The following is a 20,797-nucleotide window of genomic DNA, read 5'->3' as shown; positions in this document are numbered from 1 at the left end:
GTCCGGCGCGCTGCCGCGGCGATCAGGTCGCCGGGACCATGGCCGCCATCTCGTCCACCGCCCGGGCCAGTTCGGCCACCGGGTCCGCCCCGTCCGACACCCAGGGCTGCCAGGTCAGCGCCCGCAGGTAGCCGTCCACCGCCAACGGCAGCCGGCGCTGGACGATCGGCTCCGTGGTCGGCCCCGGCCCGGCGGTGCGCAGCCGCACCAGCAGCCCCGGCACGTTCGCCGCCGGCGGCAGCGCCGCCGAACCGACGAACGCCGCCAGCTCCTCCAGCTGCGGCCAGGGCCGCGGCGCCGGCGGGGCGGCCGCGGACGGCGGGCCCGCCGGGCCGCTCTGCTGCCCGGTGCCGCCCTGGGTGCTGCCGGTCGTCGGCGGGTCGTCCGGATCCCGGGTCTCTCCGGTACCCCCGGTACCCCCGGTACCCCCGGGCCGCCCGGATTCGACGGCCCACCACAGCAACGTCACCGCCCCGTACAGGGCGGCCACGATCCCCGGCCACAGGGCCCCGCCCCGGCCCGCGAAGTGCAGCACCAGCCCACCCGAACCGGCCGTGCACGCCGCGATGTTGCGGGCGGATCCCAGGTACCTCAGGACCCGCCCGCCCCACGTGCCGCCACCGTTACTGGTAGCCACGGATCTCCTCGAACGCCCCGTCCAGCGAACCCGTCCCGTCGAACAGCTTGCCGCCCGTCAGATCCGCGATCCCCTGCAACTGCGTCTTCGCCGCGTCGCCGAACAGGATCGGGAACACCCGCACCGACCTCAGCGCCGGCGAGAGACCGGCCCGGAAGGTCTTGAAGTCCTGGTCCGACACCCCCTCGTTGCTCAGCCCGTCCGTCATCACCACGATCGACGTGAACCGGTCGTCCTTCGCCGCGGCCTGCTGCCGCTCGATCACCCGGTACGCCTCCTCCAGCGACGAGTACACCGCGGTGCCGCCCTCCGCCGACAGCGCCTGCACGTCCGCGTTGATCGACGCCAGCTCCTGCTGCGCCGCCGCCCCGGCCGGCACGGTGTGCGTCTTCGTGGACTTGACCTTGGAGGCGAAGGAGATCAGCGTGACCTCCTCGCGGTCGCGGAACCGCCGCACCCCCCGGGAGTCCTCCGCCCCGGTCAGCCGGCCCATCGCCGACTTCAGCTGGGCCAGCCGCTGCCCCGCCATCGAGCCCGAGGTGTCCAGCACGTAGACCGTCCGCGACGGCCGCCGCAGCTCGTTCTGGTACGAGGCCAGCAGATGGGTCGCCACCGCCAGGCTGCCCGGGAAGGGCAGCTCCCGGCGCCGGTCCGTCGGCACGCCCGCCGCCGGAGCCACCCCGGCCGCCACCGGGTGGCGCAGCGTCTGCTCGGAGATCCGCTTCTGGACGTCCTCCTTCAGCAGGTACTCGGTCAGCCTGCGGAACGATTCCTGCTCCCGCGGCTGCGCGGAACTCAACAGGGTCAACGGGTAGTTGGCCGTCACCACGCCGTCCGTCGGGCGCACCACGGTGAGCCGCTGCTCCGGCGGCAGCGTCTTGTTCATCGTCAGCAGCACCGACTCGTAGTTCACCAGCGCCCCGACCGAGCCCTGCTCGGCCTGGGTGTACGCCTGGGTCAGCCAGCCCGACGACCCGGAGGTCAGCTTCTGTCCGGCGAAGAACTGCTTCAGCTGCGGCGTCGCCTTGGCGACGTCCTCGTCGGTCAGCGCCGAGTTCGCGGCGGAGAGCGCCGAGGCCACCCCCACCAGTCCGGAGAAGCCCGAGTTCGACCGGGACGGGTCCGCCATGCCGTAGTTCAGCTTCCCGGCGGCCGCCGCCTCGGCCAGGTTCCCCCAGGTCACCGCGGAACCGTCACCCCACGACAGCTCGCCCAGGACCGAGGAGCGGATCCCGATCGCCAGCGGCGAGGTCATGACCGGGCTCTCCGACAGCAGCTTCGGCCGGCTCCGCTCGTCCAGCCGCAGGTACTGGTTCGACGGGAACCAGAGCGCGTCGTACTTGCCGTCCGCCGCGTTGCCGGAGACCGCCTCCGCGCCGTCCAGTGATCCCGTCCAGGAGAACTGGACGGTCACGCCGGTCTCCTTCTGGGCCTGCTCCAGGATCGGCGCCATGTCCTGCAGCTCGCTGCCGGCCAGCACCCGCAGCACCCCCGCCTGGGCGGTCGGCGCCGGCGGGGCGGTCGGGTCGGGCTTCGGCGCGGGGGAGGACGTGCACGCCGCCACCAGCGCCGCCAGGGCCGCCAGCGCGGCGGCCAGTCCCCGGGCCCCGCCCCGGTGCTTCACCATCATCGCGGTCTTTCCTGTCGTCATGTTCCCGCCGCTCACGGCTTCGTCGCGTAGTCGGTCAGCTTCTTCAGCACGTCGTACACCGGGATGCTGGCGTGGTTGATCCCCGCCTGGTCCAGGTTGGGCGCGAGGTGGAACGAGTCGTCCTGGGTCCTGAACTGGGTGCCGAAGGCCTTGGTGTCCCCCTGGATGCGGAAGCCGTGCTTGGTCGCGGCCTCCCGCAGCTTGGTGTTGTTCTGCAGCAGCGTCGCCAGCTTCCGCCCGTCCTCGTTGAGTCCGACCAGGGTGTGGGCCGAGAAGATCGTGGTGTCCGGGTAGAGCACCACCATGTCGCCGAGCGTGTTCTGCTGGCGCACCAGTTCGGCGGCCTCCGACTCGTACACGAGGGACAGCGGTCGTCCGACCCCCGAGGTGAAGTCCTTGAACAGCAGGTCGGTGGACTGCTTCTTCTCGCCCTGCTTGGAGATCGCCGTGTACAACAGGTCCTTGACCTTCTCCACCTCCGCGTCGCTCGACACCGGACCGCCGTTCTCCAGGGAGGAGAGCAACGCCAGGTACATCGCGCCGGAGGAGGAGTCCTTCGGGTCGGTGGTGGCCATCAGCACGTTCCCGCGCAGTTCGGCCTTCGGCTTGCCGCCGAGGAGTTGCTCCCACGTCTTGTTGGTGCGCAGCGCGTCCCGGTAGGCGTCCATCCTGAGGGTCCACACGTGGGTGGTGGGGTCCTCGGCCGCCATTCCGCTGTCCTTCAGCGCCTGGGCGGTCGCCTGATGGGCCACGACCACCAGCGGCGAGTAGAACGGTGCCGAGACCACCTCGGTGATGCCCTTGTTCTGGCGGATCTTGTCGGCCGGCGCCTGGCTGGCGGGGAAGGCGAAGGCCTGCCCGTCGAGCTTGTCGACCATCTGCCAGGAGCCGACGGGCAGGGTCTTCACGATGAGCCCCTGGGCCGCCAGTTCGGCCTTGACGTCCTCGTCCTGGAAGAAGTCCTGCTTCTCCGAGCCGATGAGACCCGTGATGGTGACGGTCTTCGTGGTCTTCTTGTCGTCGTGGGACGTCGGCCGTAGCAGGGCGAACGCCACCCCACCGAGCAGCACCAGTGCCGCCAGCACCCCGAACGCACGCTTCATACCGGACGCTTCCCCCTCGTCGGAACGACTTCCGCGCCCCGGCATCGCACCGGGGTGACGAGCGTCCCGCCGTGCCGCGTGCGGGGGCGGAAGTGACGGTGAACCAGAGGTGAACACACCTTCACGGGTTCGCATCGGGGAACGGGTGCGGACGAGCCCGGGGGAACCAATCGCACGTCGGTCCGACGTTGTGTCAGAGTGTTCAACTCTCCTTATGGCAACGGCCATCCCGTTGTTTGGACCCGCATCGTCGTTACGCGCCGGTAATGCCTACTCTCAGCACTATGCGCCGAGCAAAAATCGTCTGTACCCTCGGGCCCGCCACCGACGGCTACGACCAGATCAAGGCCCTGGTCGACGCCGGGATGGACATCGCCCGATTCAATCTGAGCCACGGCTCCCACGCCGAGCACGAGGAGCGCTACCGCCGGGTCCGCAAGGCAGCGGACGAGACCGGCCGCAGCGTCGGCGTGCTCGTCGACCTTCAAGGCCCGAAGATCCGCCTCGGCACCTTCGCCGAGGGCCCGGTACTTCTCGAACGCGGCGACGAGTTCACCATCTCCACCGACAACGGCGTCGACGGAGACCAGAACGGCTGCGGCACCACCTACCCCGGACTCGCCGGGGACGTCACCGTCGGCGAGCGGATCCTCGTCGACGACGGCCGGGTCACCCTGGAGGTCGCCGAGGTGGCCGGACCGCGGGTCCGCTGCGTCGTCGTCGAGGGCGGCCTGGTCTCCGACCACAAGGGCCTCAACCTCCCCGGGGTCGCCGTCTCGGTGCCCGCGCTCAGCGAGAAGGACATCGCCGACCTGCGCTGGGCCCTGCGGGTCGGGGCCGACCTGGTCGCGCTCTCCTTCGTCCGCAGCGGGCGGGACGTCGAGGACGTCCACCGGGTGATGGACGAGGAGGGGCGCCGGGTCCCGGTCATCGCCAAGGTCGAGAAGCCGCAGGCCGTGCAGAACCTCGACTCCGTCGTCGACCGCTTCGACGGCGTCATGGTGGCCCGCGGCGACCTCGGGGTGGAGATGCCGCTGGAGGAGGTGCCGATGGTCCAGAAGCGGGCGATCGCGCTCGCCCGGCGGAACGCCAAGCCGGTCATCGTGGCGACCCAGATGCTCGACTCGATGATCAACTCCTCGCGCCCCACCCGCGCCGAGGCCTCCGACGTCGCCAACGCCGTCCTCGACGGCACCGACGCGGTGATGCTCTCGGGCGAGACCTCGGTCGGGAAGTACCCGTCCGAGACGGTCCGCACCATGGGCCGCATCATCGAGGCCGCCGAGCAGGACATCCTCGCGGCCGGCCTGCCCACGCTCGCCGCGGGCGGCAAGCCCCGCACCCAGGGCGGCGCCGTCGCCCGGGCGGCCGCGGAGATCGGCGACTTCCTGCACGCCAAGTACCTGATCGCCTTCACCCAGTCCGGCGACACCGCCCGCCGGCTGACCCGCTACCGCTCGCCGATCCCCGTGCTGGCCTTCACCTACGAACCGGCCGTCCGCAGCCAACTCGCCCTCACCTGGGGTGTGGAGACCTTCCTCGGCCCGTTCGCGCCCACCACCGACGAGATGGTCGAGCAGGTCGACGCCGCCCTGCTCTCCCTCGGCCGCTGCCGGAAGGGCGACATCGTCGTCATCACCGCCGGCTCCCCGCCCGGCCTCGCCGGCTCCACCAACCTGGTCCGCGTCCACCACGTCGGAACCCTGGACGACTGACCCCGTTCCAGCGGCGCGGCGCCTCCTCGGGGCCGCGCCGCTGTCAGTGCTTGGGCCCGATGTGGGGTACTCGTAGCGCTTTGTGACACCGCCGACGGTGCGGGTCGTCCAGTTGGTGATCCGGCAGCCGTCGGAGTGGATCAGGCCACGCAGGAAGTCCCGGGGATGGGCATCGACGATCTCCTGCTGCCATGGTGTCAGGGCTATGGTGCGCTCGTGCTTCCTGCCTGGGCCGTGCTGGGGGAAGTAGCAGGTCAAGTGGTTCGAATAGACCTTGACATCGCGACAGCCGGTGCGGCGGACCCGGCAGGGGGTGTTGTTGGGGAGGACCTGGCGCATGGCCTGCTCGACGGAGTCGATGATGCCCGGCCACTTCTCGTCGCACGTGACCTGAAGGCTCTGGGTCCTGCGGTACTCGTTGGGCAGCAGGATGTGGCCGTCGCCGAGGTAGAGGCCGAGGAGGTAGGCGTAGGCGGGACGGTTCAGCCGGTCGCCGTAGCAGTGCGGGCAGGCGGAGCGCTTTCGGCCGGGGAGCCTGTTGTGCCTGGCGAGATCGTGGTGCTTCCAGGCCCCGATGGTGCCCGAGGGCACGCCGAGGCGGCGGGCGACGTCGCGGTTGCGGACGCCTTGGCGGAGGAGGTGGACGGCTTCTTCGCGCGTGGATCGAACGGCCATACGGGCGATCTTCGAACCCGGGCGCCGAACGGGCGGGCGAATGGAATGGTTTCGACTCGAACGAATGAAGATCGCCAACTATTAGGCTACCCTAAGCGGCTTTCGAATCGAAGGAAAAGTACCCCGGGTGGGATTCGAACCCACGCTGGATGGTGTTTGAGACCATTGCCTCTAACCTCTGGGCTACCGGGGCATCCACAGATTCGAAGGTTGCCCCCGACCCTGCTTGAACTCAAACATACCGTGTCTGGGTACCCTCGTGCATGCAGTACCCCGCCGGAACGAGGAGCCCCGTGAGCACCGCCGACGAGCAGGCCGAGCCGCTTGAGACCGATTCGCCCCAGATCACCCGGATTGTGATCGCCGAGGACGAGGCGCTGATCCGCCTCGATCTGAAGGAGATGCTGGAGGAGGAGGGGTACACCGTCGTCGGGGAGGCCGGGGACGGGGCCACGGCGGTCCGGCTGGTGCAGGAGCTGAAGCCGGACTTGGCGATCCTGGACGTGAAGATGCCGGTGCTGGACGGGCTGTCCGCCGCCGAGCAGATCCATGAGCAGCACCTGGCGCCGGTGCTGATGCTGACCGCGTTCTCGCAGCGGGAGCTGGTGGACCGGGCGCGCGACGCCGGGGCGATGGCGTACATCGTCAAGCCGTTCTCCAAGAGCGACCTGGTGCCCGCGATCGAGATGGCGGTGTCCCGGTACACGGAGATGCGGACGCTGGAGGAGGAGATCGCGGATCTCACCCAGCGGCTGGAGACCCGCAAGCTGGTGGACCGCGCGAAGAGCGTGCTGCAGACCAAGTTCGGGCTGAACGAGCCGGCCGCCTTCCGGTGGATCCAGAAGACCTCGATGGACCGCCGGATGACGATGGCGGCGGTGGCCGAGGCGGTCATCGAGGAGGGCGCCGCTCAGGACCGCAAGAAGGCCGAGGAGGCCGCGGGCGGCGCGGAGTAGCGAAGTGGCGGAAGGGCCCGGCACGGGTGTGCCGGGCCCTTCGCCGTGCCGGTGTCAGTCCTCGCCGAGGTAGGCCTTGCGCACCGACTCGTCGTGCAGGAGGTCGGCGCCGGTGCCCTGGAGGACGATGCTGCCGGTCTCCATGACGTAGCCGCGGTCGGAGAGGGAGAGCGCGGCCTGGGCGTTCTGCTCGACCAGCAGGATGGTGGTGCCTTCGGCCTTGAGCTCGACGATGGTCGCCATGATCTTCTGCATCATCAGCGGCGAGAGGCCCATCGAGGGCTCGTCGAGCATGAGCAGCTTGGGCCGGGACATCAGGGCCCGCCCCATGGCGAGCATCTGCTGCTCGCCGCCGGAGAGGGTGCCGGCGGCCTGCCTGCGGCGTTCGCCGAGGATGGGGAAGAGGCCGTAGGCCCGTTCGACGTCCTGGGCGATGCCGTGCGCGTCGTCGCGCAGGAAGGCGCCGAGGAGGAGGTTCTCCTCGATGGTCATGCGCGGGAAGATGTGCCGGCCCTCGGGGGAGTGGGCGAGGCCGAGGGCGACGATCTTGTGGGCGGGGACGGCGGTGAGCTCCTGCCCGTCGAAGGTGATGCGGCCGGCGGTGGGCTTGAGCAGGCCGGACAGGGTGCGCAGGGTGGTGGTCTTGCCGGCGCCGTTGGTGCCGATCAGGGTGGTGACCTCGCCCTGGTTGACGGTGAAGCTGATGCCCTTGACGGCCTCGATCTTGCCGTAGGCGACGCGGAGGTCCTGGACCTCGAGGAGTGCGGTCACTGGTCGGTCTCCGTAACGGGGGCGGTGCCTTCGAGCGGGGCGCCGAGGTAGGCGGTGATGACGCGCTCGTCGCTCTGGACGGTCTCGCGGTCGCCCTCGACGATCTTCTGGCCCTGGACGAGTACGGCGGTGCGGTCGCAGAGGTTGAAGATGAACCGCATGTCGTGCTCGATGACGAGGACGGAGACGCCCCGGTCGCGGATGGCGAAGACGAGTTCCTCGGCGGCGCGGGTCTCCTGCGGGTTCATGCCGGCGGTGGGCTCGTCGAGGAGCAGCAGACCGGGGTCGGAGGCGAGGGCGCGGGCGATCTCCAGCTTGCGCTGCTCGCCGTAGGGGAGGTTGCGGGCGAGGTGGTCGGCCTTGCCGGCGAGACCGGTGAACTCCAGGAGTTCCATGGCCTTCTCGCGGCTCTCGGCCTCGGAGCGGCGGTAGCCGGGGCCGCGCAGGACGGCGGAGAGCAGGCCCTGGTGCATCCGGCTGTGGCGGCCGACCTGGACGTTCTCCAGGACGGTCATGTTGGCGAAGAGCCGGATGTTCTGGAAGGTGCGGGCGATGCCGGCCTGGGTGACGAGGTGGGGCTTGGGCGGCAGGACGGTGCCCCGGTAGGTGACGGTGCCCTCGGTGGGGACGTAGAGGCCGGTGAGGCAGTTGAAGAAGGTGGTCTTGCCGGCGCCGTTGGGGCCGATGAGGCCGATGATCTCGCCGCGGCCGACGGTGAGCGAGACGCCGTTGACGGCGGTGAGGCCGCCGAAGCGCATGGTGACGCCGGAGACGTCGAGCAGGGGCGCGTCGGGGTCCGGGGCGGCCTCGGCGGGTGCGGGGGCGTTGCTGGTGGTCATCTGGGGTCACGCCCCTGCCTTGGAGAGGGCGACGCCGTCGCCGGTGGGTTGCGCGGGGATGGCGGCGGCCTCGTGGAACTCCAGCTGCCGGCGCCGGTTGGGGATGAGGCCCTCGGGGCGCACCCGCATGAGGACGATGAGGGCGATGCCGAAGGCGAGCAGCTGGTAGTCGGCGAGGAACTCCAGCTTCTTCGGGATGAGGAAGAGCAGGGTGGCGCCGGCCAGCGGGCCGCTGATGGTGCCCATGCCGCCGAGGATGACGGCGGCGAGCAGGAAGGCGGAGTTGGGCGGCAGGGCCTCGGCGAAGGTGTACTGGTCGGGGGTGACGGTGTAGCTGACGTGGGCCTGGACGGTGCCGGCGAGGCCGGCGAGGCAGGCGCCGAGGGCGAAGGCGAGGAGCTTGAGGCGGAAGCCGTTGATGCCCATGGCCTCGGCGGCGGTCTCGTCCTCGCGGATGGCGACCCAGGCGCGGCCGATGCGGGAGTTGCCGACGCGCGCGAAGACCAGCACGACGAAGGCGGTGACCAGCAGCATCAGCAGGTAGTAGTTGGAGAACCGGCCGAGTTCGACGCCGAAGACGGTGGTGGGCTTGCCGAGGTCCCAGCCGAGGATCTCGAGGTCGGGGATCCGGGGGATGCCGTTGGAGCCGTTGGTGACCTTGGGGCCGGTGGTGCCGTTGAGGTTGAGCATGGTGATGCGGAAGATCTCGCCGAAGCCGAGGGTCACGATGGCGAGGTAGTCGCCGCGCAGTCGCAGGGTCGGGGCGCCGATGACGACGCCGAAGACCATGGAGACGACGGCGCCGGTGAGGACGGCGGCCCAGAACGGGAACTGGACGTGGATCGGCGAGGCGGGGGAGCCGGAGACCAGGGCGGCGCTGTAGGCGCCGACGCCGAGGAAGGCGACGTAGCCGAGGTCGAGGAGGCCGGCGAGGCCGACGACGATGTTGAGGCCGAGGGCGACGGTGGCGAAGATCAGGATGTTGGTGGCGACCGAGGTGTACTGGTCGCTGGTCTGGGTGAACGGGAAGCTGGCGGCGGCGGCGAAGGCCGCGCCGGTGGTGACCGCCTGGTACTTGACGGTCAGGGCGCGCAGCCGGGCGATCAGGCCGGAGCGGGTGAGCGCGGCGATCGTGGCGGCGGCGAGCAGCAGGTAGCCGGTGAAGAGTTCGCCGTACTCGGTGTCGATGCCGAAGGTGACGGCGAACAGGCCGATGGCGAAGGCGACGACGATGAGTCCGACCTCGACCCAGGAGGGCAGCTCGCGGGGGGCGGGCTGCGGGCGCTGGACGGTGCCGAGCCGCAGCCAGGTGTTGGCGAGGTGGCCGAGCTGGACGAGCAGCACGGCGCCGGTGGCGATGGCGAGGCCGCCGGCGAGGGCGGTGAGGACGGGGGCGACCGGCTTGTCCTCGGGGACCGCGTGGGTGGCGAACCAGACGACGGGGGCGATCGGGACGAGGAGGAACAGCCGCCGGTCGAGGACGCGCAGCGGGACGGCGGTGCGCCGGTCCAGCGGCAGGCCGAGGGCGCCCGCGACGGCGAGCAGGGAGCCGGCGGCGAGGACCCAGCCGCCGGGTTCGAGGTTGGCGAGGCCGCCGAGGTCGACCGTGATGGACAGGACCGAGAACCAGCCGACGGCGAGGGCGCCGGCGGCGGCGAACAGGACGGCGTTGTGGCTGCGGCGGGGGGCGGCCCAGCGCAGGCCGGGGACGCCCTGGGTGGCGAGCAGCAGCAGCAGGGTGAGCAGGCCGGCGGTGAGGGCGAGCCACTGGAGGCCGGCCGGGGAGCCGTAGTAGGTGAGGTCGCCGGGGTAGTCGGCGGTCCAGGTCCAGGACATCAGGGCGGAGGCGGCGGTGGCGACCGCGCCGAGGCCGGTGAGCAGGGCGGCGGTGCGGCCGGGGAGGGCGATGACCGGGGTGGTTTCGGTGCTGGTGGTGGTCATGGTGCTCACGCCCTGTCCGCGACGCGCTCGCCGAGCAGGCCCTGGGGCCGGACGAGCAGGACGACGATGAGGAGTACGAAGGCCCAGACGTCCTTCCAGGCGCCGCCTCCGAAGAGGTGCATGCCGGGCAGGTGCTGGATGTAGCCCGTGGCGAGGGCTTCGGCGAGGCCGAGGGTGATGCCGCCGAGCATGGCGCCGTAGATGTTGCCGATGCCGCCGAGGACGGCCGCGGTGAAGGCCTTGAGGCCGAGCAGGAAGCCCATCCGGAAGTCGACCTGGCCGCTGCGCAGGCCGTAGGCGACGGCGGCGACGGCGGCGAAGGCGGCGCCGATGGCGAAGGCCATGACGATGATCCGGTCGGTGTCGATGCCCATGAGCTTGGCGGTGTCGGGGTCCTGGCTGGTGGCCTGCATGGCGCGGCCGGAGCGGGTGCGGGTGACGAACCAGCCGAGGGCGATCATGCAGACGGGGGCGGCGGCGATCAGGAAGAGGTCGCTGCGCTGGATGGCGACGGAGCCGATCTCGAAGGGGTCGCCGGGGATCTTCGGGAACACCCTGGCCTTCTTGGCGTCCGGGTAGAAGGAGAAGACCAGCTGCTGGAGGAGGATGGACAGGCCGATCGCGGTGATCAGCGGGGCGAGCCGTGGGGCCGTGCGCAGGGGCCGGTAGGCGAAGCGCTCGGCGGCGACGGCGGTCAGGGTGGAGACCAGGATGCCGGCGAGCAGCATCAACGGTAGGGCCAGCCACAGGGTGGTGCCGCCGGGGAGGGCGAGGTAGGCGGTCAGGGCGCCGAAGCCGCCGACCATGACGATCTCGCCGTGGGCGAAGTTGATGAGCTGGACGATGCCGTAGACCATCGTGTAGCCGATCGCGACGAGCCCGTAGAGGGCGCCGAGGATCAGGCCGTTGGCCAGCTGCTGCGGTAGGTCGTGCACCGCTGGGCCTCCGTTGTGCGTGTGGGGTGTCCGCGTGGGTGTGGTGGATGTGGGTGCGCGCGGGGGCACTCGTGGCGCCCCCGCGCGGGGTGGTTCCGGTGTGCTGCGGCGAGCCTGACGTCAGGTCAGGATCCGTGTCGGGCTCAGCCGTTGAAGGTGCCGGACTTCTCCACGGTCCACTTGCCGTCCTTGACGGTGTAGACGGTGAGCTGCTTGTTGGTGGTGTCGCCGAACTCGTCGAAGGAGACCTTGCCGGTGACGCCCTCGAAGGTGACCTTCTGGACGGCCTCGACGACCTTGGCGCGCGGGCTGTCGGGGAGCTTGCCGTTGTTGGCGGCGACGACGGCCTTGACGCCCTGGATGATGGCCCAGGCGCTGTCGTAGGAGTAGCCGCCGTAGGTCTCGTAGGCGTCCTTGTAGCCGGCGGCCTTGTAGTCGGCGATGAACTTGGCCGCGGTGGGGAGCTGCTCGACGGGCAGGCCGACGGCGGTGGCGAAGTCGCCCTGGCTCTTGGGGTTGAGCTTGATGAAGTCGCCGCTCTGGATGCCGTCGCCGCCCATCAGCGGAACGCTGACGCCGGCGTCCTTGAGCTGCAGCGAGAGCGGGCCGGCGGCGGGGTACTCGCCGCCGTAGTAGACCGCCTCGGCGCCGGAGGACTTGACCTTGGTGACGACGGCGGCGAAGTCGCGGTCGTCGGGGTTGACGTGCTCCTCGCCGACGATCTGGCCGCCGTTCTTGAGGAACTGGGCCTTGAAGGTGGCGGCGAGGCCGGCTCCGTAGGTCTTCTGGTCGTCGATGATGAAGATCTTGGTCTTCTTGGCGTCCTTGACCAGGAAGTCGGCGGCGAAGGGGCCCTGGACGGCGTCGGTGGTGGCGGTGCGGAAGTAGGTCTGGAAGGGGCGGGACTTCTCGCCGCTGGCCCACTTCTCGCCCTGGCTGAGGGCGACGCCGGTGTTGGCGGGGGAGATCTGGACGAGCTTGGCGTCGTTGAAGATCTGCTGCATCGACTGCGCGACGCTGGAGTTGAGCGGGCCGACGACGCCGAGGACGTCCTTGTCGCCGACCAGCTGGGTGGCGTTCTGCTGGCCGGGCGCGGGCTTGCCGGTGTCGTCGAGGGCCTTGATCTGGAACTTGACGCCGGGGACCTCGTTCTTCTCGTTGGCCTGCTTGATCGCGAGCTCGACGGAGTTGCGGATGCCCTGGCCGAGGGCGGAGAGGTCGCCGGTGAGCGGGGCGTCGACGCCGATGGTGACGGTCGTGGAGCCGCCGCCCGTGCCGCTGTCCCCGGACTTCTTGTCGTCGCGGGAGCCGCACGCGGTGAGGCTGAGGGCGCCGATGACGGCAATGCTCACGACAACTGCTGAACGATGACGCACGAGGGTCCCCTTCGGTTCAGGAGGGCGCCGCGCCTGAACGGCGGGAGCCTGGATGCGCGGTGGGCTTGGCCCATTCCGGTGGCGCGGTGACTGGCCGTGACTCTAGATGTCGGTCGGCGGCTCGGGCAGTGGTGTAGCGAGGCTGTGATTCTCTTGTTATGAGCACACAGAGAAGGCGTCTCAGCATGTGGTCGTTCCGGTCCGATCGATCCGCTGGTACCGGGGGTTCCGTTCCCAACTCGCCCTATGTAAGGCGTAGAAGGGCAGGTTACTCCTGGCCTCACCGATAATCGGACGAAAGTGTCCAGGGTGTTGGCGTCGGGCATAAGCGTCCGGATATCGGACGACACCCGACCCGGCGGGCTGCATTCGGCTGGTTCGGCCCTCCGGAACTGTCTGTTGCTCGGATGTCCTACTTGTTACGCAGTGTTACAGCGCTGAGAATGCCCGGGTCTCACCCGGACATGGCACCGCCCCCTTGTCCAGACCAACGACTGCCCAGGGCAGTCGAAGGTCAAACAAGGGGGCGGGCAAGGGATTTGACGAAGAATCGGCTCAGAGGTCGCGCAGCATGCAGGTGAGGCGGCAGCTGGTGACCCGCTTGCCGGTGTCGTCGGTGATCGCGATCTCGTAGGTGGCGGCCGTGCGCCCCTTGAAGACCGCGGTCGCCACGCCGGTGACCAGACCGGAGGTGGCCGAGCGGTGGTGGGTGGCGTTCAGGTCCACGCCCACCGCGTACCGGCCCGGGCCGGCGTGCAGCATCGCGCCCACCGAGCCCAGCGTCTCGGCCAGCGCCGCCGAGGCGCCGCCGTGCAGCAGGCCGTACGGCTGCTGGTTGCCCTCCACCGGCATGGTGCCGACCACCCGGTCGCCGGAGGCCTCGACGATCCGGATGCCCAGCTTCTCGCCGAGCCGCCCGCCGGAGAAGGTGGCCAGGTCCACGCCGAGCTTGGCGAAGTGCTCCAGCATCTCCGGCGGGACGTCGAGGAGGGGGGCCTGGGCGGCCGGGGCCGCGTCGGGGACGGTGATGGCTGCGTCGGGGGCCGGGTCGGTCATCGGGGAGCTCCTGCCGCTCGGGGGTCACGTCGTCGTGCTGCCTGTGATCGTACGACCGTCCTACTCGGCGGTAGAGACGGTGACGGGGGAGTCGGGCGTGGCGCCCGGGGCGCGAGCGCACCCGAGGGGCGCCCGCCCCGGGCGTGCCCCTTTTGTCGGCGGCGGGCCCTAGGATCGGTGGCCGGTAGTGGAATCGGCAGGAACGGACGTTGACGTGGCTACGCAGAGTACGGACAAGGGCGCGGCGGGTGGCGGCGGGGCCGGGCCGCGGCCCCGCCTGATGCTGCTCGACGGGCATTCCATGGCCTACCGGGCGTTCTACGCGCTGCCCGTGGAGAACTTCAACACCTCCACCGGCCAGCCCACCAACGCGGTGTACGGCTTCGCCTCGATGCTCGCCAACACCGTCCGGGACGAGGCGCCCACCCACCTCGCGGTCGCCTTCGACGTCTCCCGCCAGACCTTCCGCTCGGTCGAGTTCCCCGACTACAAGGCCAACCGGGCCAAGACCCCGGACGAGTTCCGCAGCCAGGTCGACCTGATCGGCGAGCTGCTGGACGCCATGAACGTGCCGCGGCTGAAGGTCGAGGGCTTCGAGGCCGACGACATCATCGCCACCCTGGCCACCGCCGCCGAGGCGGCCGGTTTCGACGTCGACATCGTCACCGGCGACCGCGACTCCCTCCAGCTGGTCACCGAGCACGTCACCGTGCTCTACCCGACCAAGGGCGTCTCCGAGCTCACCCGCTACACCCCGGAGAAGGTCGCCGAGAAGTACGGCGTCACCCCCCGCCAGTACCCGGACCTCGCCGCGCTGCGCGGCGACCCGTCGGACAACCTGCCGGGCATCCCCGGCGTCGGCGAGAAGACCGCCGCCAAGTGGGTCAACCAGTTCGGCTCCTTCGAGGAGCTGGTCACCCGCGCCGACGAGGTCAAGGGCAAGATCGGCGAGAAGCTGCGCGAGCACCTCGACTCGGTCAAGCGCAACCGCGTCCTCACCGAGCTGGTCCGCGACGTCGAACTCCCGCTCGGCGTCGACGACCTGGCCCGCGCGCCGTTCGACAAGCCGGCCGTCGGCGCGCTCATGGAGTCGCTGGAGTTCCGCAACGCCAACTTCCGCGACCGGGTCTACGGCATCGACCCGGCCGCCGCCGGGCCCGAGGCCGCCGAGCTCGCCCCCGGCGTCGAGGTCGACGGCGAACTGCTCACCGACCCCGGCACCCTCGCCGCCTGGCTGAAGCAGCACGCCACCGGCAAGTCCCCGGTCGCGCTGGCCGCCGTCTACCGGTGGGCGCTCGGCAGCGGCGAGGTCACCGAGGTCGCGCTCGCCGCCGGAGAGACGGCCGCCTGGTTCGACCCGGCGCTGCTCGCCGAGGAGGACGAGCGCGCCTTCGCCGCCTGGCTGGCCGACCCGGCCGCGCCCAAGGCCCTGCACATCGCCAAGCAGGTCATGCGCGCCTTCGCCGAGCGCGGCTGGACCATCGAGGGCGTCGTCGCCGACACCGCCCTCGCCGCCTACCTGGAGAAGCCCGGCCGGCGCACCTTCACCCTGGAGGTGCTCGCCGAGGAGTACCTGGCCCGCTCGCTCGCCCCGGCGCCCGCCGCCGAGTCCGGCCAGCTCGCCTTCGACGCCCCGGAGGAGGACCCGGCCGCGCACGCCCAGGCCCTGATGCTCCAGGCCCGCGCCGTGCTCGACCTCGCCGCGCTCTTCGACACCCGCCTCGTCGAGGTCGGCGCCGTCGAGCTGCTGCGCGACATGGAGCTGCCGATCGCCGCCCTGCTCGCCCGGATGGAGCGCACCGGCATCGCCGCCGACCGCGACTGGCTCACCGGCCTGGAGGCGCAGTTCGCCGCCGAGATCCAGCGCGTGGTCGAGGAGGCGCACGCCGCGGCCGGCCACGAGTTCAACCTCGGCTCGCCCAAGCAGCTCCAGGAGATCCTCTTCGGCGAGCTCGCCCTGCCGAAGACCAAGAAGATCAAGACCGGCTACACCACCGACGCCGACGCCCTCACCTGGCTCGCCACCCAGACCGACAACGAGCTGCCGGTCATCCTGCTGCGCCACCGCGACCAGGCCAAGCTGCGCACCACCGTCGAGGGCCTGCTCAAGACCGTCTCCCCGGCCGGGCGCATCCACACCACCTTCAACCAGATGGTCGCCGCCACGGGCCGGCTCTCCTCGCAGGACCCGAACCTGCAGAACATCCCGGTGCGCACCGAGGAGGGCCGGATGATCCGCCGCGCCTTCGTCGTCGGCGAGGGCTACGAGTCGCTGCTCACCGCCGACTACTCGCAGATCGAGCTGCGGATCATGGCCCACCTCTCCGAGGACGCGGCGCTGATCGAGGCGTTCGCCAGCGGCGAGGACCTCCACACCACCGTCGCCTCCCAGGTCTTCGAGGTGCCCGGCAGCGCCGTCGACGCCGAGATGCGCCGCAAGATCAAGGCGATGTCCTACGGCCTGGCCTACGGCCTGTCCGCCTACGGGCTCTCCCAGCAGCTGGGCATCAAGCCCGCCGAGGCCCAGGGCCTGATGGACACCTACTTCGAGCGGTTCGGCGGCGTGCGCGACTACCTGCACCGGGTCGTCGAGGAGGCCCGCGCCACCGGCTACACCGAGACCCTGCTCGGCCGCCGCCGCTACCTGCCGGACCTCAACAGCGACAACCGACAGCGCCGCGAGATGGCCGAGCGGATGGCCCTCAACGCCCCGATCCAGGGCTCGGCCGCCGACATCGTCAAGATCGCCATGCTCCGGGTCGACGAGGCGCTGCGCGCCGCCGGGCTGACGTCCCGGATGCTGCTCCAGGTGCACGACGAGATCGTGCTGGAGCTGGCGCCGGGCGAGCGCGAGCAGGTCGAGGCGATCGTGCGCGAGCAGATGGCGGGTGCCTACCCGCTGCGCGCCCCGCTCGACGTCTCGGTCGGCGTGGGCGGCAACTGGGAGGCCGCCGCGCACTGACGGTGCGTCAGCAGACCCCGGGTGCGGCCTGGTCGAGGCTGCGCCCGGGGCCTTTCCGGCGGCGGTGGGCGGTCCTACCCTGGCGGGTATGCCTGCCGATGAGGTGCTCCGCCGCGGCCGTGACGGCACCACCGTCGACCTCGTGTTCGAGCCGGGCGGAGGCTCCTGGCCCGCCGCCGCGCTCCTGGTGCTGCGCATGCTCGCCGTCGTGTTCGCCGTGGGCGCCGTCTTCCTCCCCGTCGGCATGCTGCTCGTGGAGGTCGCGGTGATCGTCGGCGCCACCTTCGTGGGTGCGGTGACCGTCTGCGCGGTGCTGTGGGTGTCCGCCGCGCTGGTGCTGTGGCCGTTCGTCGCGGCCGCCGAGCTGCGGTCGGTCCGCCGGGTGCAGTTCGCCCCGGCCCGGGCGCCGACCGAACTGCGCTTCGTCCGGGGTGTCCGCGCCGATGCCTGGGCTCCGATCTCCGGCCTGCGGCGCGTCCAGCTGGACGAGAGCGTGGAGGAGCCCTACGAGGGCGACCCCGCGCCGGCCGCCCGTACCCTCACCATCACGGTGGTGACCTCGACCGGCGGCGACGGCCCGCGCCGGGCGCCGGACGGCACCGACGTCGACGCGCTCCAGCGCTCCCTGAAGGACCTGCTCGGTCCGGCCGGCGTCCCCGTCCTGCGCCGCACCGAACGACGCGTCCGCCGCAAGCCCCCGACCCCCTCCGGCGGCCGGGTCTACGGCGGCTCGGGCTCGGCCAATTCCGGCGGGGGCTTCTCCGGCGGCGGGTGAGCCGGGAGCCGGGGCGGGGGTCCCCGTCGGCCTGTGTGGCGCCAAGGGTTGATACCGGGTCAGGGAACCTCTTCACTTGTCATGGCGCCGTCGTTTCTTGATCGCGGCGCCGGTCCGCACCAACGCTCCGACGCCTCACCCGACGAGCCTGGAGATCCCTCATGTCCCAGTCCCGCCTGCGACGCGCCGTCGTCGCGCTCACGGCCCTGCCCCTGCTCGCGCTCGGCGCGGGCCAGGCGCTCGCCGTCCCGGCCACCCCTCCGGCCGCCCCGGCGCCCCCGGCGGCCGCGTCCCAGGTCACCGCGATCGAGGACGGCATCGCCCGCACCCTCGCCACCTCCCTCACCGACCCCGCCCTGCGCGAGCGGCTGCGCACGGCGACCGCCGCCGCCCCCGGCGGCGCCGAACTCGCGCCGCTGGCCGCCGGCGCCCCGGGCCTCGCCGCCGCCACCGCCCGGGCGGACCGCGGCATCGCCGCCGCCAAGGGCCTCGGCGCCGGTCTCGGCCCGCTGCTGCGCGTCCAACTGGCCGACCCCTCGATGCGTGCCGCCCTCGACGCGGGCACCGCACCGCTGGTCGCCGTCGCCGCCACCGACGACCACGCCCGCACCGTCCGCGCCTACGACACCGCCGGCCGGGCCCTCGGCCTCGACACCGGCACCCTGCCCACCCGCCCCGTCTACCTGGTCGACATCGACACGGCCAAGGCGCTGACCGCCGGAATCGAGCTGCTCCAGCGGGAGTTCGCCGCCCAGGGCCTCGGCTCCGGCGCGCAGGCCGCGTCCGGCTGGTGGGGCACCAAGATCACCTCCGTCGAGGTGAACGACGACGAGGAGCCCTGGTTCAAGGGCGCCGCCGAGATGTTCAGCCTGGTCACCGGCTTCGGCCTGGACGGCAAGGTCCGGGTCGACTCCGTCGCCATGCCGTACCTCCAGTACGACGGCACGGTGTACTACCCGAACCAGATCCTGGTGAACTGGTCGAACTACAAGTACAACCTGGCCGACGTCGTCCTGATGGAGGACGACGGTGACACCAACTACCTCGCCCTCGCCAAGGCCGTCGCGGCCGTCCTGCTCACCATCGCCGACCAGGGCGCCTACATCCCGCTGGTCAACGCCGTCCTGGACGCGCTGCCCGCGTCCTGGTGGGTCGACGACCCGGACTACGTCGACTCCTGGTACACCCTGGCCCGCACCAGCACCGGCCGCCTCAACGGCGCCCGCGGCAACGGCTGGATGACCGTCGAACCGTACTGGGTCAGCCAGCTCTGACCGTCCCCGTCGCCACCGGGCCGGCGCCGCGCGTCCGCGCGCTGCGCCGGCCCGCAGTTGATCAACCCGTGTCACGGAGTCAATTTCGTACTACCGTGGACCTGATGACCACGGAATCCAGGACGACCGACCAGCCCACCTCCCCGGCCGGGGCGCCCACGCTCCAGGCCCGCAACTCCGCCGCCTTCTGGACCGCGACCGGCGAATCCCGGGGCCACGAGGTGATCCGGCGCCGTGGATTCATCGCCGTCGACGGCGACCAGCGTGCGGGCCTGCGGATCCTGATCCGGGAGCCCGACCTCGACCCGGCCGAAGTGACCGAGGTGGGCGAGCTGGTCCGCCGCGCCTTGGGTCCGGTGCTCGTTGAGGACCCCTTTAGCTCGACGGACCTGAGCCACCTGGGCATGCGCACCTGGCAGATGCCGATCATGCTGCGCCTGCCCGGACCCGTCGACGCCCCGGCACTGGACGTGACCCGGGTGCGGCGGCCCGAGGACCTCCAGGCGGCCGAGCGGATCGTGATCGAGGGCTTCGAACTGGACGGCTTCGAGCCCCACCGCGCCGGTGAGCTCTTCCCGACGACGCTGATCGAACAGCCGGGCGTGGACGTGTTCACCGCCTCGGTCGACGGCGTGCCCGCGGGCGCCGGCGTGAGCGTCGTGGCCGACGGCGTCGCCAGCCACTACTGGATCGCCGCCTCGACCGCCTTCCGCTCCCGCGGCGTCGGCCGCGCCGTCATGCTCGGCGCCCTCGCCCACGTCGCGGACCTCCCGGCCACCCTCACCGCCTCGAAGCTGGGCAGGCCCCTGTACGAGTCCCTGGGGTACAGGGTCGCGTCCCCCTCGACCTGGTGCGCCTCCGCGTAGGAAGTCGGCGGGGCCGACTTCCTGTGCGCGCGCCTGGACCGTACCCGTGACGGAGGTGGTGGATCATGCCCAGACGTGACTACGAGGACGACCCCGACGCCCCCGAGGCCAACTCCCTGGTCCCGGCCGCGTCCGTGGTCGTGGTCGACGACGCGGGCCGGGTGCTTCTCCAGCGGCGTACCGACAACGGCATGTGGGCGCTGCCCGGCGGCAGGATGGACATCGGCGAGTCGCTCGCCGGCTGCGGGGTGTGCGAGACGCGAGGAGACCGGCATCGACATCGAGATCACCGGGATCGTCGGCACCTACACCGACCCCCGGCACGTGTTCGCCTACGACGACGGCGAGGTCCGCCAGGAGTTCTCGATCTGCCTCCTCGGCCGCCCACTCGGCGGGGACCTGCGGGTGTCCGACGAGTCCCACGAGGTGGCGTGGTTCACCCCGACCGAGACGGATGGACTGCCGATGGTGTCGATCATCCGCAAGCGGCTGGCCGACTGGCGCTCCGGGGCGATCCCTGTGGTGCGCTAGCCACCGATCGTGGTTCGGCTCCCTGCGACAGGAATGGTCCTTGCCGGGTTTCCGGCATAACGTCGGAAACCCGGCGTGTTCGACGTGGGTATCATGCGGCCAACGTCGCTTCAGGATTCGGGAGTTGGCGTATGAGCACACTGGTGGTTTGCCCCCGAGCGCACCCCTCCCGCCCTGGAACGTCTCCGAGCTCACCCTGATTTCTAGGACTCGGGTCCGGTCGATTCAGACGGTGATGAGGGCAGGGGCGGGGCTGAGGGCGGGGGTGATCAGGGCCCAGACGAACTTGCCGACGCCGCCCGCGCGGGGGCAGCAGCCCCAGCGTTCGGCGAGTTCGTTGACGAGGAAGAGGCCGCGGCCGTGCTCGTCGTCGGGGGCGGCGGTGTGGAGGGTGGGGCGGCCGCTGCCGGCGTCGTGGACTTCGAGGCGCAGGCGGGAGTTGATGAGGGCGAAGCGGATCTCGATGAGGCGGTCGCTGGGGGCGTCGCAGTGCTGGACGGCGTTGGCGAACAGCTCACCGAGGAGGAGTTCGGCGATGTCGGAGTAGCGGTCGCCGGTGGGGAGGGCGGAGAGGTACGCGCGGAGGAGTTGCCGGGCGATGGGGGTGGAGGAGGCGCAGGAGTCGAGGCGGGCGGCGAACGAGCGGGGGCGGCAGGAAGCGGGCATGGCGGAGTACCTCGGTGGGGGTGGGGTTGGAGGAGCATCAAGGGGTCGCTTCGGTGCGTAGTGATGTG

16 protein-coding genes, 1 tRNA gene and 2 pseudogenes are annotated in these 20,797 nt (G+C 71.1%); 7 read left to right on the top strand and 12 right to left on the bottom strand.

From position 1 onward, the window contains the following. Positions 1–22: 22 nt before the first annotated feature. Genes ABT093_RS13230 through ABT093_RS13220 form a run of 3 tightly spaced genes read right to left on the bottom strand, consistent with a single transcriptional unit; the run spans position 23 to position 3,391 of the window. Entirely contained in the window at positions 23–637 is a 615-nt protein-coding gene (locus ABT093_RS13230; RefSeq protein ID WP_350563593.1) for a hypothetical protein, read from the bottom strand. Beyond that, complete coding sequence (locus ABT093_RS13225) at positions 624–2,288, bottom strand: substrate-binding domain-containing protein (RefSeq protein WP_350563591.1); 1,665 nt, start codon at positions 2,286–2,288, stop codon at positions 624–626. Before ABT093_RS13225 ends, ABT093_RS13230 begins: the two co-directional genes overlap by 14 nt. Positions 2,289–2,299: 11 nt before the next feature. Then, positions 2,300–3,391: a hypothetical protein gene (locus tag ABT093_RS13220; RefSeq protein ID WP_350563589.1), complete on the bottom strand. Its 1,092-nt coding sequence runs from the start codon at positions 3,389–3,391 to the stop codon at positions 2,300–2,302. A 284-nt stretch (positions 3,392–3,675) separates the two neighbouring features. Between ABT093_RS13220 and pyk the strand changes: the two genes are divergently transcribed. Next, on the top strand, positions 3,676–5,106 hold the full coding sequence (pyk, locus tag ABT093_RS13215) for a pyruvate kinase (RefSeq protein WP_350563587.1): 1,431 nt from the start codon (positions 3,676–3,678) through the stop codon (positions 5,104–5,106). 63 nt (positions 5,107–5,169) lie between these two features. Here the strand turns inward: pyk and ABT093_RS13210 are convergent. Beyond that, a pseudogene (locus ABT093_RS13210) lies at positions 5,170–5,781 on the bottom strand (helix-turn-helix domain-containing protein); the annotation flags it as partial. Positions 5,782–5,900: 119 nt separating this feature from the next. Further along, positions 5,901–5,974: transfer RNA gene (locus ABT093_RS13205), tRNA-Leu, on the bottom strand. Between the two features lie 100 nt (positions 5,975–6,074). Here ABT093_RS13205 and ABT093_RS13200 point away from each other — a divergent pair. Continuing rightward, positions 6,075–6,737, top strand: a complete 663-nt coding sequence (locus tag ABT093_RS13200) for an ANTAR domain-containing response regulator (protein ID WP_350543927.1) — start codon at positions 6,075–6,077, stop codon at positions 6,735–6,737. Between the two features lie 54 nt (positions 6,738–6,791). On the opposite strand, the gene ABT093_RS13195 is transcribed toward ABT093_RS13200, so the two are convergent. The 6 genes from ABT093_RS13195 to ABT093_RS13170 form a co-directional block, all read right to left on the bottom strand. Next, positions 6,792–7,508 (bottom strand): ABC transporter ATP-binding protein, encoded by a 717-nt coding sequence (locus ABT093_RS13195; RefSeq protein ID WP_350563585.1) that lies wholly within the window; start codon positions 7,506–7,508, stop codon positions 6,792–6,794. Continuing rightward, entirely contained in the window at positions 7,505–8,347 is an 843-nt protein-coding gene (locus tag ABT093_RS13190) for an ABC transporter ATP-binding protein (protein ID WP_350563582.1), read from the bottom strand. Before ABT093_RS13190 ends, ABT093_RS13195 begins: the two co-directional genes overlap by 4 nt. Positions 8,348–8,353: 6 nt before the next feature. Next, entirely contained in the window at positions 8,354–10,288 is a 1,935-nt protein-coding gene (locus ABT093_RS13185) for a branched-chain amino acid ABC transporter permease (RefSeq protein ID WP_350563764.1), read from the bottom strand. Positions 10,289–10,293: 5 nt separating this feature from the next. After that, positions 10,294–11,223 carry a branched-chain amino acid ABC transporter permease gene (locus ABT093_RS13180; protein WP_350563580.1) on the bottom strand — a complete coding sequence of 310 codons (930 nt, stop codon included), beginning with the start codon at positions 11,221–11,223 and terminating at the stop codon, positions 10,294–10,296. A gap of 143 nt (positions 11,224–11,366) precedes the next feature. Continuing rightward, positions 11,367–12,599 (bottom strand): branched-chain amino acid ABC transporter substrate-binding protein, encoded by a 1,233-nt coding sequence (locus ABT093_RS13175; RefSeq protein ID WP_350563578.1) that lies wholly within the window; start codon positions 12,597–12,599, stop codon positions 11,367–11,369. 555 nt (positions 12,600–13,154) lie between these two features. Continuing rightward, positions 13,155–13,568 (bottom strand): PaaI family thioesterase, encoded by a 414-nt coding sequence (locus ABT093_RS13170; RefSeq protein ID WP_350563762.1) that lies wholly within the window; start codon positions 13,566–13,568, stop codon positions 13,155–13,157. Positions 13,569–13,935: 367 nt separating this feature from the next. Between ABT093_RS13170 and polA the strand changes: the two genes are divergently transcribed. From polA to ABT093_RS13145, 5 genes and pseudogenes are all read left to right on the top strand, one after another. After that, positions 13,936–16,617 carry a DNA polymerase I gene (polA, locus tag ABT093_RS13165; protein WP_350563760.1) on the top strand — a complete coding sequence of 894 codons (2,682 nt, stop codon included), beginning with the start codon at positions 13,936–13,938 and terminating at the stop codon, positions 16,615–16,617. 88 nt (positions 16,618–16,705) lie between these two features. Then, positions 16,706–17,392 carry a hypothetical protein gene (locus tag ABT093_RS13160; RefSeq protein ID WP_350563576.1) on the top strand — a complete coding sequence of 229 codons (687 nt, stop codon included), beginning with the start codon at positions 16,706–16,708 and terminating at the stop codon, positions 17,390–17,392. A 161-nt stretch (positions 17,393–17,553) separates the two neighbouring features. Then, the gene (locus ABT093_RS13155) at positions 17,554–18,666 is read left to right on the top strand and encodes a DUF3103 family protein (RefSeq protein WP_350563574.1); all 1,113 of its coding nucleotides are present in this window, start codon (positions 17,554–17,556) and stop codon (positions 18,664–18,666) included. 104 nt (positions 18,667–18,770) lie between these two features. Then, positions 18,771–19,532: a GNAT family N-acetyltransferase gene (locus ABT093_RS13150; protein WP_350563572.1), complete on the top strand. Its 762-nt coding sequence runs from the start codon at positions 18,771–18,773 to the stop codon at positions 19,530–19,532. A gap of 65 nt (positions 19,533–19,597) precedes the next feature. Beyond that, a pseudogene (locus ABT093_RS13145) lies at positions 19,598–20,063 on the top strand (NUDIX domain-containing protein). A 225-nt stretch (positions 20,064–20,288) separates the two neighbouring features. On the opposite strand, the gene ABT093_RS13140 reads toward ABT093_RS13145, so the two are convergent. Further along, positions 20,289–20,729, bottom strand: coding sequence for an ATP-binding protein (locus tag ABT093_RS13140; protein ID WP_350563570.1), 441 nt, complete (start codon positions 20,727–20,729; stop codon positions 20,289–20,291). Positions 20,730–20,797: the final 68 nt, after the last annotated feature.

This window comes from Kitasatospora sp. NPDC002551, assembly GCF_040296005.1.
Lineage (GTDB): Bacteria > Actinomycetota > Actinomycetes > Streptomycetales > Streptomycetaceae > Kitasatospora.
The sequence above is the reverse complement of the archived record's forward strand: the minus strand, read 5'-3'. Positions and strand labels throughout refer to the sequence as shown.

Coding starts and splice junctions, on each gene's coding strand:
- ABT093_RS13225 (WP_350563591.1), bottom strand. CDS start 2,288: ATGACGACAGGAAAGACCGCGATGATGGTGAAGCACCGGGGCGGGGCC.
- ABT093_RS13220 (WP_350563589.1), bottom strand. CDS start 3,391: ATGAAGCGTGCGTTCGGGGTGCTGGCGGCACTGGTGCTGCTCGGTGGG.
- pyk (WP_350563587.1), top strand. CDS start 3,676: ATGCGCCGAGCAAAAATCGTCTGTACCCTCGGGCCCGCCACCGACGGC.
- ABT093_RS13190 (WP_350563582.1), bottom strand. CDS start 8,347: ATGACCACCAGCAACGCCCCCGCACCCGCCGAGGCCGCCCCGGACCCC.
- ABT093_RS13185 (WP_350563764.1), bottom strand. CDS start 10,288: ATGACCACCACCAGCACCGAAACCACCCCGGTCATCGCCCTCCCCGGC.
- ABT093_RS13170 (WP_350563762.1), bottom strand. CDS start 13,568: ATGCTGGAGCACTTCGCCAAGCTCGGCGTGGACCTGGCCACCTTCTCC.
- polA (WP_350563760.1), top strand. CDS start 13,936: ATGCTGCTCGACGGGCATTCCATGGCCTACCGGGCGTTCTACGCGCTG.
- ABT093_RS13160 (WP_350563576.1), top strand. CDS start 16,706: ATGCCTGCCGATGAGGTGCTCCGCCGCGGCCGTGACGGCACCACCGTC.
- ABT093_RS13155 (WP_350563574.1), top strand. CDS start 17,554: ATGTCCCAGTCCCGCCTGCGACGCGCCGTCGTCGCGCTCACGGCCCTG.
- ABT093_RS13150 (WP_350563572.1), top strand. CDS start 18,771: ATGACCACGGAATCCAGGACGACCGACCAGCCCACCTCCCCGGCCGGG.
- ABT093_RS13140 (WP_350563570.1), bottom strand. CDS start 20,729: ATGCCCGCTTCCTGCCGCCCCCGCTCGTTCGCCGCCCGCCTCGACTCC.